A 14,459-nucleotide genomic window follows, 5' to 3' on the forward strand; every position below is an offset into this window, starting at 1 on the left:
TGCCGGGATCGGGTCGGGCACGGGTGGGGGCGCGGCCGGCCGACGGCACGGGACGGCCCGTTGTCCCTCGCCGCGCCGCCCGGTCATCCGAGTCGCCTACCGGGAAGCCTCCGGGGCCCAGACCCGGTCGGCGTAGTCCAGGAAGTTCCCGCCGAGGATCTTCTCGATGCGCCCGGAGGTGTAGCCGCGCTGTTCCAGGAGGCGGACGAGTTCCCGGAACTGGTCCACTCCGCGCAGGTCGAGCACGAAGGGAAGCGTGTCGTCGCGCTCCCCCGCCGCGCCGACACCGGCCTCGCGCCGGAGGGCCACATGTTCGGCGAGATGCGCGCGGTAGGCGTCGAGGTCGTCGATGGACGTGACGGTGCCGTCGGTGCCGATGCCGACGTGGTCCTCGCCGCACACGTCGACCGCGTGGACGATGTGCTCCACGACATCAGCGGCCGTCGCGTGACCCGACACGTTCAGGAACGGCATGAAGTAGATGCCCACGAAGCCACCGCGCGACGCGACCAGGCGCAGCTCCTCGTCCGTCTTGTTGCGGGGGAGGTCGGCGAGCGCCCGGCAGCCGGTGTGGTTGATCGACACGGGGCGCCGCGCCGCCTTGGCGGCGTCCAGGCAGGTGCGCTCACCGCTGTGGGAGAGGTCGACCATGAGGCGGTGTTCGTCGAGGGCCTCGACGACACTCCGGCCGAAGTCGGTCAGCCCCCGGTTGGCGGGCGCCATCGAACCGTCACCGATGTGGTTGGCCTGGTTGTACGTGAGCTGGACGACCCGCACGCCGAGGTCGGCGAAGGTGCCGATGCGCCCGGTGTCGTCTCCGACCGCGACGGCGTTCTGGAAGCCGTAGATGACGCCGATCCGGCCCTCCTGCCTGGCCCGGTGGAGGTCGGCGACCGTGCGGACCTTGAGGAGGTCGGCCGCGTTGTCCCGGATGATCCCGTCCCAGACGTCGATCTCGTGCAGGGTGTGCTCGTACGGGGGCAGGTCGCCCATCGTGTAGCCGAGGGTGATGTTCACGGCGGTGAGGCCCGAGGCGTGGGCGTCGGCCAACGTGCGGGCGTCGACGGTCAGTTGCTCGCTCGAGGGGTTGAGCTGTGCGGCGGCCTCGGCCGACTGTGGAGCGTTCGGGTTGTCGAGCTGCCCGAGCGCGTTGATGATCATGGGGAGGGCGGTCATCGGGTCTCCTCGGCAGGGTGGATCGATCCGGGCTCTTCGCCCTCGGTGGTCGGCACGCGGCCGGGCCGCCCGGCGCCGGGGGCGGTGCGCTCGAACTCGCCGCGTTCGAAGCGCCGGCCGCGCTTGACGGTCAGCGTGACGCTGCGCAGATGCTCGATGTCCAGCAGCGGATCGTCGTCCAGGACGACGAAGTTGGCGAGCTTGCCCGCCTCGACGCTGCCCATGACGTCCTCGGCTCCGGCGCTGCGGGCACCGATCAGCGTGGCCGAGCGCAGCACCTGCTCGGGTGACATCCCGCACCGGTGCACGAGGAACGCCAGTTCCTCGTACAGGGCGGGGAAGGGGTCCCCGGGGTCGGTCTCGTAGTCCGTGCCGGTCGCGATGTCGACGCCGGCGCGGTGGGCCTGGGCGGTGAGCACGGCGGCGAGTTCGGTGTTGGCCGCCGCGCGCGCCGCGCCCTCGGGGCCGTCCCCCGCGAGCGCCTCGCTCGCCCACATGCCCGCGGTGGCGTCGAGGACGGTGCCCTTCTGCCGCATCAGGGCGAAGAGTTCCTCGACGCGCGGGTCGTCACCGTCGGCGAAACGCTCGTACTCGACCGGCGGCTTGTTCTTGTAGCTGATCAGCGGCCCGTCGGTGCCCTCGAACGCGAGCAGGGTGACGTGCGAGACGCTGTCCGCGCCGGCCATGACGATCTGGCCGGGTGTGGCGGGGAAGACGGTGGCGTGGGCCCAGACGGGGATGCCCTGACGGTGCGCCTCCGCGGTGATCGCGGCGACGGTGGCGTGGTCGAGATCCGCGTACACCTTGATCGCGGAGGCGTGGGTTCCGCGCGCCATGGCTACGGCCAGGCGCAGGTCGGTGTCCTCCGCGATCGCCTGCATCCACGGCACGGCGCCCGGCGTCTCGCCCTGGGAGACCTGGTGGGTGCGCGGGTCGTCGAAGAATCCGGGACCCGCCATCAGCGCGGCGTAACGGATGTCGGGGCCGGGGATCTCGCCGACGAGCGTGGCCCTCGCCAGGTCGCCGACCTGGCGCAGGTCGTCGGCCATGTCACGGATGGCCGTGACCCCGCTGCAGACGAGCCGGCGCAGCACCGCCTCGGCGACGGGCCGGTCGGGCGGCGTCGCGATGTGCTGGTGCGCGTCGATCAGGCCGGGGACGACGAAGCGTCCGTCGAGGTCGAAGACCTGGGCGTCGGCGGGCAGGTTCCCGGCGATCACGGCATCGTCCCCGACGGCGCGGATCACCGGGCCGTCGACCACGATCGACGTCGAGCCCCTGGCCGGCCGCCCGGTTCCGTCGAACAGCGTCGCGCCGCGGTACACCGCGACGGCTCCCTTCACCGCGGGAGCGTGCGGGGCCGGTGCGCCCGAAGCCTCGTCCGTCATCTTCACCTCAGCAGTCGCTCTGTCCGGACCGGTCAGTTCGCTCGATCCGACCCGTTGTTACGCTCTACGTAACAGGCGTATCGTCTCTCGCAACACGCGTTACCGTACGCTCGCTTGTCACGACGCCACAAGGAGGGGTCGGAAGTGCCCGAAGCACCCCGCACCGCGGTGGACAAGGCCCTGGACCTGGTCGAGGCCGTGGCCCGCGCCTCCCGGCCTCCGCGCCTCACCGACCTGGCCGAGGAGGTCGGACTGCATCGCGCGACCGCCTATCGCGTGCTCGTCGACCTGGTCCGGCGTGGCTGGGTGCTGCGCGCCGGCGACCGCTATCTGCCGGGCACGGCGGTCCTGCAACTGTCGTCCTCGGCGGCCAGGAACTCGCTCGGAGCGCTCGCCCGACCGGTCCTCGCGGCGCTGTCCGAGCGCACCGGGATGATGGTCAACCTTCAGGTGCCCGAGGTCGACCGCTCACGCGTGATCGATGTCGTACGCCCCGACCGTCTGGCGATGATCAGCAGTCTGTCCGGCCAGGCCCTGCCCGTTCACCGGTTCGCCGGTCCGCTCGCCCTCGTCGCCGCCCTCTCCCCGGCCAACCGGGTCCCCTACCTGCGCGCCGCGGAGGAGGCCGGACACCCGCTGACCGGAACCGAGGGGCTGCTGGCCGACATCGAGCACGCCGAACGGACCGGATTCGCCGTGGAGTACGGGCGCAACGAACAGCCGGTCGCCTCGCTCGCCCGTGCCGTGGTCACGCGTCCGGGCTCGCCCGTCTGCGCCCTCACCCTGGTCGGCCTGGGCTCGGAGTTCGACGAGGCCCGGCTTCCCCGCCTGCGGGAGCGGCTGCGCGAGGCGACGGACGAGCTGGGGCGGATCCTCTCCGGCCCCGGTACCTCCGGAGCCGCTGAAGCCCCCGAAGACCCAGGAGTCTTCGGGGCCACCTCCTCCCAGCCCGAGTCCTCGTCCCGGCCCCCGTCCACACCGACGTCCCAGGCCGCCTCCGCGTCCACCACCACCGAAGGTCCGGCATGAGCGAGATCCTCTTCCTCGACGGGGCGCGGACACGCGCCGCACTCGACCCGCAGCGGGTTCTGGACGCCGTGACGACGGCCCTCGTCGCCGTCGGCCGTGACGAGGTCTCCGCGCCACCGCGGATCGCGGCGCACGCACCGGGCGGCCTGCTCGGCGCGATGCCCGGCCATGTGCCCGGTCTCGGGCTCGCGGCCAAACTCGTCTCCGTGTTCGCCGACCCGGCACGGCCCGGACGCAGCAGTCACCGGGGCATCGTCGCGCTCTTCGACGAGGCGGACGGCCGCCCGCTGGCTCTGATGGACGCCGAGCCCCTCACCGAGATCCGTACCGCGGCGACCGCCACACTGAGCGCTCGGGCCCTGGCGCGTCAGGACGCCACCCGGGTCGCCGTCATCGGAACGGGCGCCCAGGCACGTGCGCAGATCGCCCTGCTCGCGGCGTTGAGTCCGAGGACCCCCGTGTCCGTCGCGGGCCGCGATCCCCGGCGTGCCGCGAGCGCCGCCGCCCTCCACCCCGTCGGCCGGGGCGCGAACGGGATCGAGGAGGCGGTGCGCGGGGCCGACACGGTGTTCTGCTGCACGGGCGCCGCGCGGCCGGTCATCCGTCGCGCATGGCTCGCCCCCGGCACGCACATCAGCTCGGTGGGCGGCTCCCACGGACCCGAGCTGGACGCCGACACCGTCCGGGACGCCGCCCTCTTCGCCGAGTGGCACGGCGCCGCCACGACCCCGCCCCCCTCCGGCGCCCACGAGTTGCAGGACCTCCCGCCCGAGCGGTCCGTGACGCTCCTCGGTTCGGTCCTGGGCGGCGAACACCCCGGTCGGCGCGACGACGCCGAACTCACCCTGTTCAAGTCGACCGGTCACGCCGCCCTGGACGTCGCGGCCGCCCACGTCGCCGACGCCGTCGCCCGCGCCGCGGGATGGGGCACGCGCGTAGCCATGTGAGCCGTAGTGGACTTCCTTCCCCGGGTTCGGCCATGCTGAAGGGTGCCTCCGCCGGTGCGCGCGGCCCCGCGACGCACGGTCGCGGACCGCATCCGCCGGACACCTCGGCGGCGAACGCACCGCGGGCGGCACACCGTGTGGCGTGGGCCCGAGCGGCCGATCGACCCGGCAGGTTCCGAACAGGTCGCGGGCCCGGCGGAACACGACACGGAGGGAGGCCATCGCCCCATGAGACGGACCGGAGCGGACGGCGGCGGAGTGCGGGAACGGCTGGGCAGCGCGCTGTTCACCCGGGTCGCGGGCCCCGAGGGACCGAAGAACCGCGCACGTATCCACGGCACGCCCGGACCCCGTTGGTTCGGCCCGGACCGCCCCATCCGCACCGTTCACGGGGACGCGTCGATGTTCATCGGCGGGCTCTCCGCGCTGCTGCTCCAGTCGCTCCACCCACTCGCCATGGCCGCCGTGTCCGCGCACTCGGGCTTCCGCGGGGATCCCTGGGGAAGGCTCCAGCGCACCTCCACCTTCCTCGCGGTGACGACGTACGGGACGGCCGAGAGCGCCCAGGACGCCTGTGACCGGGTACGGGCGGTCCATGAGCGGGTGCGCGGGGTGACCTCGGAGGGAACGGCTTATCACGCGACGGATCCGCACCTTCTCGGCTGGGTCCACGTCGCGGAGGTCGACAGCTTCCTGCGGGCGCACCGGCGGTACGGCGCCCGCCCGTTGTCCGGCGCCGGCTACGACGCGTACGTGGCGGACACCGCCCGTGTCGCCTCAGCGCTGGGCGTCCTGGATCCGCCGACGAACCGTGCCGAGCTCGCGGAGCGGCTGACCGCGTACCGCGGCGAGTTGCGGGCGACGCCGGAGGCACGCGATGCCGCGCGGTTCCTCCTGCTGAGCCCGCCGGTGCCACTCGTCGCCCGCCTCCCGTACGGGGTGCTCGCCGCGAACGCGGTGTCCCTGCTGCCCACCTGGGCCGCCGCCGAACTGCGGCTGCCGCGGCTGCAGTTGGTGGACACCGTGTGTGTACGTCCGCTCGGCTGCGCCTTCACATCGGCCGTGCGCTGGGCGATGGCACCGCAGCGTGCGCGAACCCTCGAGGCCCACGCGTGACAGGGCCGCCGCTCCGGGGCGCACGCCGCAGCGCCCCTCCCCCGCGCGTACCCGGACCCGGGACCGAGTCGGCGAAGTCGCCCGTACACCCCGGACAGGGTTTCCGGGTCGCGTCGGGCCCGGTCGTCGGCACGTCGACCGCCACGACGGCGGGGTACGGCACTCGCCACGACGGCCGATGCGGTTCGGTCCACGGCAGGGCCGGAAATGGGCTGGGAAGTGAGCCTCCGCCGGGGCCGGCGTGGTCCCCGCCCGGACCCGGTGGGGCAACCCCGTCGCCACGCCGGCCCGGTTCGCCGCATCCGGTGGACGGCCCCGCGCCGAAGGAGGGGTGAGCCCGGCGGACCGGCCGGTCCCCGGACGGCTCCGGAATCGAGGCGAGGTCCCGTCATGATCTGCTGCCGCCCTGCGACGGGCCCCACCACCCGTGGGTGGGACGCCCTTTCCGCCGGGCCCTCGTCCGCCCTTCCCCCGGAGGCCGCCCCATGGACCTGAGCGCCCACGAGGAGACGGCGACCGCAGACGTGGGAGTGACCACCGGGTTCCTGGCGCGGAAGCTCGGCGTGTCGCCCACGACACTGCGTTCCTGGGACCGCCGGTACGGGCTGGGACCCGCGGTGCGGGCCGACGGCCACCACCGCCGGTGGTCTCGCGACGACGTGGCCATGATCCAGGAGATGTGCCGGCTGACCGCCGTCGGCCTGCCTCCCGCCGAGGCCGCCCGCGCCGCGAAGGAGGCGGCTCGCGGCCCTGGCGCGGTATCTCCGCTTCTCGACGCCCGGACGCGGACCGGTGTCCGGATTCCGGAGCGGCCGACGACCAAGGCCCCCGGCCCGGGAGAAGCAGGGCCGCGGTCGGGCACCGGGCTGCCGTCGGGTGACCTGGGCCGGTACTGCCGGGGGCTCAGCCGTGCGGCCGTCCGTCTGGACGCCCTCGCCGTCCAGGAACAACTAGCGGCCGCGGTCCGGACCCACGGCCTCACCAGGGCCTGGGACGAGGTGATGGTGCCCACCCTGCGGGCGGTGGGCCGCAAGTGGGAGTCCTCGGGGGACCGTTACGTCGAGGTCGAGCACCTCCTGTCCTGGCACGTCTCCGCCACCCTGCGGCACGCCTACGTGTCAGCGGCGGGGCAGGCGGCGCACGCCACCGCGTCACCCGTCCTGCTGGCCTGCCTTCCGGACGAGCAGCACACCCTGCCGCTGGAGGCGCTCAACGCGGCACTGGCCGAACGTCGGGTACCCGTCCTGACGCTAGGTAGCGCCGTTCCGCCCGAGGCGCTCATGGCGGCGGTCCGGCGCGTCGGTCCTCCGGCGGTTGTCCTGTGGTCGCAGTCGCGGTCCACGGCGAACCTTCCGCTCGCCCGTCACATCGCCGCTACGAGCTGGGGAGTACGCGGAGCGCGAACGCGGAGCCAGGTCCTGCTGACCGGACCGGGCTGGGGCGGGCAGCCGGGTCCGGGGCTCCTGCGCCCACGTCACCTGGCCGAAGCGCTCCGTCTGGTCACCGCACCGGACAACCGGCCCTACGACGGCGCGCTCGCGACCTGACGACCTCACGCTCGCCCGGCCGTCCGCCACGAGCGCGCCCATGACGTCTGGACCCGCCTCCGTGGCTACGACCGCAGGAAGGCCTCCAGTCCCTCCAGCAGCCGTTCCACATCGTCCTGGTCGTTGTACGGCGAGAGTCCGACGCGAAGGCCTCCGCTGTCGCCGAGGCCGAGGTGCCGGGACGCCTCCACCGCGTAGAACGACCCGGCGGGCGCGTGTACACCGCGGGCCGCCAGGAACGGAGGGGCGTCGGCCGCGTCCCGGTGGTCGAACGTCAGCAGCAGGGTGGGCGTCCGGTGGGCCGCGCGGGAGCGCAACGTGACGCCCGGCAGCTCGGCCAGGCCGGCCTCCAGCCGCTCGCGCAGCGCTCCCTCATGCCGCTCGATCGCCGCGAAGGCCGACCGCAGCCGGTCTCTGCGCCCGCCCGTCGTGACAGTGCCGAGCCCGGCGATGACGTCGATCGCGGCGGTGGTGCCGGCGAGCGACTCGTAGGGCAGAGTTCCCAGTTCGAAGCGCTCGGGAACCACGTCGGCGGACGGCAGCAGCTTGTCCGGGCGCAGTTCCTCCAGCAGCTCCGGGGAGGCGGTCAGGACACCGTGGTGCGGGCCGAAGAACTTGTAGGGCGAGCACACGAGGAAGTCGGCGCCGAGCCGCGCGAGATCCACGAAGGCGTGCGCCGCGTAGTGCACCCCGTCCACGAAGAGCAGCGCCCGCGGGTACCGGTGGACCAGGCGTGAGATCCCGGCGATGTCGGGCACGGTCCCGATCAGGTTCGAGGCGGCGGTGACCGCGACCAGCCGGGTGCGATCGGTCAGCAGGTCCCCCACCGCCGAGGGCGGGAGTTCACCCGTCTCCGGATCGAAGTCGGCCCAGCGCACGCGGGCTCCGGCCCGTTGCGCCGCCTGGATCCAGGGCCGGATGTTGGCGTCGTGGTCGAGACGGCTGACGACGACCTCGTCACCGGGCGCCCAGTCCTTCGCGAGTGTGTGGGAGAAGTCGTACGTGAGCTGGGTGGCGCTGCGGCCGAAGACGACCCCGGTGGGGTGGCCGCCCACCAGGTCGGCCACGGCCTGCCGGAATCCCTGGACGAGACCCTCCGCGTTCGCCTCTCCCGGTGTCAGGCGCCCCCGGATCGACAGCGGGCCGGTGAGCGCGTCCGCGATCGCCCCGGCGACCCGGGCCGGGGTCTGCGTTCCGCCCGGACCGTCGAAGTGCGCGACGCCGGACAGCAGGGCGGGGATCTCGGCGCGCAGTGCGCCGACGTCGTACGTCACTCGGGCTCCTCAGGGGCGGCGGCGCGGCCCACGCCGGTCGGCCCGGACAGCGGTCGGGTGGGCAGGAGTCACGTGATCGGGCGTGCGCACACGGTCTCCGTCGATCATGACAGAACGCCCGCCGCGGCGGGAGGGCGACGCGGAGTCCTGGACGCACCCCCAGGCGTCCCGGGACGCCGTAGGAGTGCTGGCCCGCGGGACTGCTGCTCCCAACCCGCGGCTTGGCGCAACCGGTACCCCTCGTCAGGGGGCACACTCCGAAATCTGCGCCGCGTTCACCCGGACGGGCCCGCGAAGGACGACTCACGGCCTGGGGCCGGCACCCGGAGATTCCGGGTGCCGGCCCCAGGCCGTGAGTCAGGACGCCCGAACGGGCCCTTGGCGCCTTACGCGTGGCGGTGCGACCGGCGGTTGCCCGTCAGCATTCGGTACAGAACCAGAAGGATCAGTGATCCCGCGATGGCGGCGATCCAGGTCGACACGTCGAAGAATCCGTCGATCGAGTCGACGCCGAAGATGACCTTGCCCAGCCAGCCGCCCAGCAGGCCTCCCGCGACACCGATCAGCATCGTGATGATGATCCCACCCGGGTCCTTGCCCGGCAGGAGCAGCTTGGCGATGGCACCGGCAAGCAACCCGATCAGAATCCAAGCGATGATTCCCACAGTTCCTCCACCGTTCGTCCGGCAAGATGTGACTTCCTCACTCCGTCTGCGCCGTCCCGGCCGGAGCAAACCTGGATGTCTCAAACTGTTGCCCGGTTCCCCGCCGCCGCGGCCCCGTTCAGTTCGGCCGTGAACTGCGCGCCGGCCAGCAGCGCGAGGTTGGACAGCCACAGCCACACGAGGAAGACGACGGGACCGGCGAGAGAGCCGTAGAGCCTGCTGTAGGCCCCGAAGCCGGTGGCGTACAGGGCGAATCCGGCGGAGACCGCCAGCCAGAGGAAGGCTGCGAGGATTCCGCCGGGCAGGCTGTACCGGCGACGCCGGGCGGGCGGCGGACCCGTGTGGAAGACGACGAGGACCAGCAGGGCCACCAGGCACATCAGCAGGGGCCACCGGAGCAGGTTCCAGGCCACGGCCACCGTGCCGTCCAGGCCGAAGACGCGGCCGGCGGCCTCGGCCACGGGGCCGGTCAGCAGGAGGACGAGGGCGCTCACGACGAGCAGCCCGAGCAGCGCCAGCGCGGTCAGTACCAGTCGGTGCGCGGTGCGCCAGGCCGAGCGGCGGTCCGCCACGTCGTGCATGCGGTGCAGGGCCCGGCGGAACACCGCGAGGTAGCTGGAGGCCGACCAGAGCGCGCTCGCCGCACCGGCGACGAGGAGCGTCCAGGCGGCGGATCGCCGGCGCAGCATCTCCCCCAGGGCCTGGTGCAGCTCCGCCCCCGACTGCGCCGGCGCGTACGCCGTGACGTGTGCGATGAACCGGTCGGCGGTGTCCGGACTGATCAGCCCGAAGGCGATGACCATGACCAGCAGGGCGGGCAGCACCGCGAGGATCGCGTAGTACGTCAGCGCGGCCGCCCAGTCGGAGACGTCGTCGTTCCACATCGAGACCGGGGTGCGGCGCAGGGCCGGCCACCAGATGGCGGGCAGCCGTGGCCCGTAACGGCGGGGCCGCGCCGGGCGGACCGCCCCGACGACGCCGCCCGGCCCGGATTCAGCGGACATGCCGGCTCCGTTCGGGGCTGCTGCCGATCCGCGCCCGGGTGCGGGTCCGGTCGCGGACGGCGACTCGGCCGAGGAGCCGGGTGGGGACGGCGGTGAGGACTCGGGTGAGGTCCCGGCACAGGGCGGCGACACCCCGTCCTTCCGCGCGCATCCGGACGATTCGTCTGCTCATCCCTCACCTCTCGGCCGGTCAGGCCGGCGTTCCCGGCCTCATGCCTGGCGGGGCCGGTCCGGGCTCTCCTTCCACGCGCTGGTCCCCCTACACCCCCGCAGCGCCGTGTTCCGGCAATCGGTGGTGCTCCGAGGAAGCGTCGCCGGAGTCGTGCGCGACACCCGCGCACCCGTCGACGAGAAGGGACGGGGGTGTCCGGGACGGACGCCTGTCCCGGACACCCCCGCTTTTCCTGCCCGCCACAGGAAGCTCCTGCCGACCGCGCGGACGGCGGCCCCGCGGCTGTCGACCGCGGGGCCGGAGCATGCCCCGGTGTCAGTTCTTGGGCATCAGGACGGTGTCGATGATGTACACGTTCGCGTTGGCGGTCCTCACCTCGCCGCACACCACCCTCGCGGAGTCGTTCACCGTGTACGACTCCCCCGACCCGCTCGTGATCAGCCTGCTCTTCTCCAGCGTCTCGAACGAACCGTTCTCCAATTGCTTCGGCGTCAGCTTCTGGCCGACGACGTGATACGTCAGAATCTTCGTCAACCGGGCCTTGTCCGCGAGCACCTTGTCCAGCGTCGCCTTCGGAATCTTCGCGAACGCCTCGTTCGCCGGCGCGAACACCGTGATGTTCTCGGCGTTGTTCAGCGTGTCCACCAGACCCGCCTTCCTCACCGCCGTCACCAGCGTCGACAGTGCCGGGTTGTTGGACGCCGCCGTCGCCACCGGGTCCTTCGCCATCCCGTCGAACGCCCCCGCCCCGTCCTTCGGCACCGACGCGCACCCCGGACCGAACGGCTGGTCGGAACTTCCCGCCATCGCCGGCGAACCGGCCGATTTCCCGTCCGGGACGGGAGCGGAAGCCGATGCTTTCGCAGAATTCGACGCGCCGTCGTCCTTGCCGCCGTCGGAACAAGCCGTCAGCACGACCGGCAGCGCAGCGGCGGTGGCGAGGGCCACCGCGACGCGACGGATACGCATGTTCATGAGGTTCTCCTGTCGGAACGAAGCGGCATTCGACGAGCGGACCGGCGAATGCCGCGGTTTTCGAGCGGAAATTCCGTGGAGAACGAACGGACGGGCCTCCGCGAGGCGCCGGCGGCGCACTCGGGGGAACACATCGAACTCTTCAGGTCCCGGCTCACACGGGGGAATCCGAGCCCGGAGCCGTGCCGGATCGGTCGACGGGAGGGCGATCACCGATTCGAGGGAGATTCCGGCCGGGAGCAATCCGGCGGGCGCGCGGCTTCGGAGTGCTCACCGCACGAATCCGCGGCACGCAGGCCGCGGTTCGGGACCCTCGTGTCCCGACGGTGGAACGGTGGTCGAACCCCGACCTGGCGACGTGCGGTCGCCGCGCTCGTGATCGCGCGGCTCGACGGCTCAGGCCGGTTGGCGCGGCGGGAGGCCCCGGTAGTAGCGCCCGACACTGGACAGATACTCGGGGTCGAGGGTCTCGCGGTCCGTCTTGAACACGGGCGCCGACTTGATCTCCTCGCGGGTGCACGCGACGATGATCTTCTGAGACTCCGTGTCGATGCCGGTGACGACACCCACGGGAACCAGCACGCTCCTGCCGAACACCCAGATGCCTGTGTCGACGATCAGGTGCCGCATCCCTGAGTCGTCCGCCTGCCGGTCCACGTGCCCTATGGTCCCGTCGCTCGCCTCGACGCTGTAGCCGGCCAGTTCGTGTACTTCGGGGTGTCCGAACTCCGGTGCGTACGACCAGATTCCGTCGGCTGTCATGTCTTCCTCCGTCAGTTCGTCGGTTCGCCCGCAGTGCCCGCGTCGCGGGGCGGGGAAAGGGGCCCTCCGGGCCGGCGGGCGCCGCCGCTTCCGCCGCCGGAGAGATCCGCCCCGTCCGTCAGCGGCGGCGGCGCGTCGCCCAGCCGCCTCCGACGCCCGAGAGGTGAAGAGCGAGCAGGGCGAGGCCTATGAGCATGACGTTGGTCGACGTGAACACGTGATTGGTCGAAACGTCACCGGCGTTGATCAGGAACGCGATGAACAGCAGTACGGCGGCAGCGATGCCGAGCATGAGATCTCCCTTGTCAATGGCCGACTGTCGAGCGATGGGGTCCGGATACCCCGAGAAATCCGCCCGACACCACGTCGGGTGACGAATCCACTGCATCCGCTCGGCGTTCCCGCGGGGAAGACAATGGACCTCCCGCACTTCTGGAGGCGCCTGCCGCACACCGCACGAAAGAGAAGCCTCATGGTCGAAGTCGAACGCACGGTCGCCCTGCACCACCCCCTGCCCGATGTGGTGGCGTATCTGGCGGACTTCGCGCACGCGCAGGAATGGGACCCCGGCACGGTGAGCTGCCGTCCGGCCAGAGCCGGCGCCCCCGTCGCCAAAGGCGCCGAATGGGACAATGTCTCAAGGTTCCGCGGGCGGCGCACCGAACTCCGCTACCGGCTGGTCCGGCTGGAAGACCTGCGGCTGACCTTCGTGGGGCGGAACCGGACCGTCACCTCGACGGACGACCTGATCTTCCGTGCGGAGAAGGGCGCCACTCTCCTCACCTACCGGGCCCGTATCGAATTCCGCGGCATGGCCCGCCTGGCCTCTCCGTTCCTGCGCGGGGAATTCGAGCGCCTGGGAGACCAGGTGGCTCAGCGGATGCCCGAAGCGGTGAACAGCTACTTCGGCTCCGGCGGGGGCCCGGCGGACTGATCTCACTGCCTCGATGAGGAGAAGCGACCGCGCGGCGGCCTTCTGCCGGCCGGATCACCGACGAGTCGACGAACGGCCGCAGGGGTGGCTCGGTGGACGAGGAGGGCCGCCCGCCGGGGCGGGACACCCGGGCGGGCGCCCCTCTCAGGCCACCGTCCTAGGAAACGCTCCCGGCCGAAGCCCGTACGCCCTCACCCGCCACCGTGCCCTCCACCGGGCCGATCGCCCGCCACACGCTCTCGTGGTCCTCGGCCAGCCCCAGTTCGGCCAGGCCCTTCAGGTGTCCGGACACGGTGGAACGCTGGAAGCCCACTGCCTCGCTGAGTTCGGCGACGCCGACTCCGCCGGGCCCGGCTTCCGCCAGCCGCTCCCACGTACGCACGGCGTGGCGGCTCAGACCGCCTTCGCTCACCTTCCTGGCCACGACGCCGGACCCCTCCGCGTTCGTGTTCCGCCCGGCGGTCGGGGACCGGTCCGGTGCCACTCTGGGCTCACGCGTGCTCGCCTGCTCCCGCACTGCGCGCGGTGATCTCCTCGGTCCGACCGGACGCGGCGTCATGTTCACCTTGCGGTGCCTACGGCCCTTGCGGTGTCGGCTCATCGATTCCTCATCTCCGCCTCGACGATGCTCACAGGAGGAGAACGAGCGGGAACGGACAAGGTAGTTCAGCCGTTCGAAGGATAGGAACGCGACGGGTTACCCAGGGCACGGCCCGCACCCGCCGCCCCGGAGGTGCCCTTCGCAGCGGCCCCTCGGCTGTTCGCGGTACCGTCGCGCGGACGTCACACGGATGTCGTACGGGCGCCGTGCGGACGTCGTCCACCGCCAGGACCGGATCGATCCGTGCCAGGCCGTCACGGCTGCGCCCGCCGGATTTCCTCGCACACCAATCCAGCCACTCCCGGCCAGGACCCGTCGCGCGATCTTCCCGCCATCATTGAGCCCTACGGGCTGTCCCGTAATCACCGGTGGATCAGCGCGCGGCGTCAGATGCGGTGCATCGCAAGGCGGAGGATCGTCCTCATACTGGGCGTATTCGGGCGATCCGACAACGCGGCGAGGTGCCGTAGCTGTCGTCGTGCGCCCGCCGGGGATTACGGGACAGCCCTTAGCCACCTGAGCGCGGCGGCCGTCGGGTCTGGTCCCGTCGCCGCGCGCCCCGGTGGCCGGCAGCTCGTCGAAAGCGGAACGCAATGGTCAACACCTGGTCCCCATGGGCCTGTTCTCCTGTCGGAGCCCCGTCATGACGGCGGCTCGCATCCCAGGACTGATTCTGCCCGTCCTCTTCCTGTGCGCCTTCGTCGCGGGTCTCGTCTGGTACTGGCGACATCGCGGCGATTAGAGGCATGGGGGGGGGGGGGGGGGCCGCCCGGGGGGGGGCCCCCCCCCCCCCCACAACCCCCCCCCCCCCCCGGGGGGGGGGCCCGCCCGGGCCCCCCCCCCCCCCGGGCCGGCGCCCCCCCCCGCCG

At 72.5% G+C, this 14,459-nt stretch carries 15 protein-coding genes; 5 read left to right on the top strand and 10 right to left on the bottom strand.

Annotated elements, in window-relative coordinates:
- Positions 1–96: 96 nt before the first annotated feature.
- Positions 97–1,176 carry a dipeptidase gene (locus ACFYW8_RS24460; protein ID WP_389079844.1) on the bottom strand — a complete coding sequence of 360 codons (1,080 nt, stop codon included), beginning with the start codon at positions 1,174–1,176 and terminating at the stop codon, positions 97–99.
- Positions 1,173–2,564, bottom strand: coding sequence for an amidohydrolase family protein (locus ACFYW8_RS24465; protein ID WP_389079847.1), 1,392 nt, complete (start codon positions 2,562–2,564; stop codon positions 1,173–1,175). Before ACFYW8_RS24465 ends, ACFYW8_RS24460 begins: the two co-directional genes overlap by 4 nt.
- Positions 2,565–2,708: 144 nt before the next feature.
- Between ACFYW8_RS24465 and ACFYW8_RS24470 the strand changes: the two genes are divergently transcribed.
- The 4 genes from ACFYW8_RS24470 (at position 2,709) to ACFYW8_RS24485 (ending at position 7,203) form a co-directional block, all read left to right on the top strand.
- Positions 2,709–3,593, top strand: coding sequence for an IclR family transcriptional regulator (locus ACFYW8_RS24470; protein WP_389079850.1), 885 nt, complete (start codon positions 2,709–2,711; stop codon positions 3,591–3,593).
- Positions 3,590–4,540, top strand: coding sequence for an ornithine cyclodeaminase family protein (locus ACFYW8_RS24475; RefSeq protein ID WP_389079853.1), 951 nt, complete (start codon positions 3,590–3,592; stop codon positions 4,538–4,540). Before ACFYW8_RS24470 ends, ACFYW8_RS24475 begins: the two co-directional genes overlap by 4 nt.
- 228 nt (positions 4,541–4,768) lie before the next feature.
- Positions 4,769–5,656 (top strand): oxygenase MpaB family protein, encoded by an 888-nt coding sequence (locus tag ACFYW8_RS24480; RefSeq protein WP_365876981.1) that lies wholly within the window; start codon positions 4,769–4,771, stop codon positions 5,654–5,656.
- A gap of 485 nt (positions 5,657–6,141) precedes the next feature.
- Positions 6,142–7,203: a MerR family transcriptional regulator gene (locus ACFYW8_RS24485; RefSeq protein WP_389079857.1), complete on the top strand. Its 1,062-nt coding sequence runs from the start codon at positions 6,142–6,144 to the stop codon at positions 7,201–7,203.
- Positions 7,204–7,268: 65 nt separating this feature from the next.
- On the opposite strand, the gene ACFYW8_RS24490 is transcribed toward ACFYW8_RS24485, so the two are convergent.
- The 7 genes from ACFYW8_RS24490 to ACFYW8_RS24520 all read right to left on the bottom strand — a co-directional run bounded on the left by ACFYW8_RS24490 (position 7,269) and on the right by ACFYW8_RS24520 (position 12,347).
- Complete coding sequence (locus tag ACFYW8_RS24490; RefSeq protein ID WP_389079860.1) at positions 7,269–8,477, bottom strand: cysteine desulfurase-like protein; 1,209 nt, start codon at positions 8,475–8,477, stop codon at positions 7,269–7,271.
- A gap of 386 nt (positions 8,478–8,863) precedes the next feature.
- Entirely contained in the window at positions 8,864–9,142 is a 279-nt protein-coding gene (locus ACFYW8_RS24495; protein WP_261705420.1) for a GlsB/YeaQ/YmgE family stress response membrane protein, read from the bottom strand.
- Between the two features lie 80 nt (positions 9,143–9,222).
- The gene (locus tag ACFYW8_RS24500) at positions 9,223–10,146 is read right to left on the bottom strand and encodes a YihY/virulence factor BrkB family protein (protein ID WP_365876975.1); all 924 of its coding nucleotides are present in this window, start codon (positions 10,144–10,146) and stop codon (positions 9,223–9,225) included.
- Complete coding sequence (locus ACFYW8_RS24505; protein ID WP_389079866.1) at positions 10,136–10,318, bottom strand: hypothetical protein; 183 nt, start codon at positions 10,316–10,318, stop codon at positions 10,136–10,138. The genes ACFYW8_RS24500 and ACFYW8_RS24505 overlap by 11 nt, the downstream gene beginning before the upstream one ends.
- A gap of 315 nt (positions 10,319–10,633) precedes the next feature.
- Positions 10,634–11,293: a fasciclin domain-containing protein gene (locus ACFYW8_RS24510; RefSeq protein ID WP_389079869.1), complete on the bottom strand. Its 660-nt coding sequence runs from the start codon at positions 11,291–11,293 to the stop codon at positions 10,634–10,636.
- Positions 11,294–11,689: 396 nt separating this feature from the next.
- On the bottom strand, positions 11,690–12,055 hold the full coding sequence (locus ACFYW8_RS24515) for a PRC-barrel domain containing protein (protein WP_389079872.1): 366 nt from the start codon (positions 12,053–12,055) through the stop codon (positions 11,690–11,692).
- A 118-nt stretch (positions 12,056–12,173) separates the two neighbouring features.
- Positions 12,174–12,347 (bottom strand): hypothetical protein, encoded by a 174-nt coding sequence (locus ACFYW8_RS24520; protein ID WP_365876967.1) that lies wholly within the window; start codon positions 12,345–12,347, stop codon positions 12,174–12,176.
- Positions 12,348–12,527: 180 nt separating this feature from the next.
- Between ACFYW8_RS24520 and ACFYW8_RS24525 the strand changes: the two genes are divergently transcribed.
- On the top strand, positions 12,528–12,989 hold the full coding sequence (locus ACFYW8_RS24525) for an SRPBCC family protein (RefSeq protein WP_389079876.1): 462 nt from the start codon (positions 12,528–12,530) through the stop codon (positions 12,987–12,989).
- 157 nt (positions 12,990–13,146) lie between these two features.
- Here ACFYW8_RS24525 and ACFYW8_RS24530 read toward each other — a convergent pair whose 3' ends face one another.
- Positions 13,147–13,413 (bottom strand): helix-turn-helix domain-containing protein, encoded by a 267-nt coding sequence (locus tag ACFYW8_RS24530; RefSeq protein ID WP_389079879.1) that lies wholly within the window; start codon positions 13,411–13,413, stop codon positions 13,147–13,149.
- Positions 13,414–14,459 lie beyond the last annotated feature (1,046 nt).

Origin of the sequence: Streptomyces sp. NPDC002742 (assembly GCF_042888885.1) — a bacterium.
Taxonomy (GTDB): domain Bacteria; phylum Actinomycetota; class Actinomycetes; order Streptomycetales; family Streptomycetaceae; genus Streptomyces.

Excerpts from the sequence above, each read along its gene's own strand:
- ACFYW8_RS24460 (WP_389079844.1), bottom strand. The coding sequence starts at position 1,176 with ATGACCGCCCTCCCCATGATCATCAACGCGCTCGGGCAGCTCGACAAC.
- ACFYW8_RS24465 (WP_389079847.1), bottom strand. The coding sequence starts at position 2,564 with ATGACGGACGAGGCTTCGGGCGCACCGGCCCCGCACGCTCCCGCGGTG.
- ACFYW8_RS24475 (WP_389079853.1), top strand. The coding sequence starts at position 3,590 with ATGAGCGAGATCCTCTTCCTCGACGGGGCGCGGACACGCGCCGCACTC.
- ACFYW8_RS24480 (WP_365876981.1), top strand. The coding sequence starts at position 4,769 with ATGAGACGGACCGGAGCGGACGGCGGCGGAGTGCGGGAACGGCTGGGC.
- ACFYW8_RS24485 (WP_389079857.1), top strand. The coding sequence starts at position 6,142 with ATGGACCTGAGCGCCCACGAGGAGACGGCGACCGCAGACGTGGGAGTG.
- ACFYW8_RS24500 (WP_365876975.1), bottom strand. The coding sequence starts at position 10,146 with ATGTCCGCTGAATCCGGGCCGGGCGGCGTCGTCGGGGCGGTCCGCCCG.
- ACFYW8_RS24505 (WP_389079866.1), bottom strand. The coding sequence starts at position 10,318 with ATGAGCAGACGAATCGTCCGGATGCGCGCGGAAGGACGGGGTGTCGCC.
- ACFYW8_RS24510 (WP_389079869.1), bottom strand. The coding sequence starts at position 11,293 with ATGAACATGCGTATCCGTCGCGTCGCGGTGGCCCTCGCCACCGCCGCT.
- ACFYW8_RS24515 (WP_389079872.1), bottom strand. The coding sequence starts at position 12,055 with ATGACAGCCGACGGAATCTGGTCGTACGCACCGGAGTTCGGACACCCC.
- ACFYW8_RS24520 (WP_365876967.1), bottom strand. The coding sequence starts at position 12,347 with ATGCTCGGCATCGCTGCCGCCGTACTGCTGTTCATCGCGTTCCTGATC.
- ACFYW8_RS24525 (WP_389079876.1), top strand. The coding sequence starts at position 12,528 with ATGGTCGAAGTCGAACGCACGGTCGCCCTGCACCACCCCCTGCCCGAT.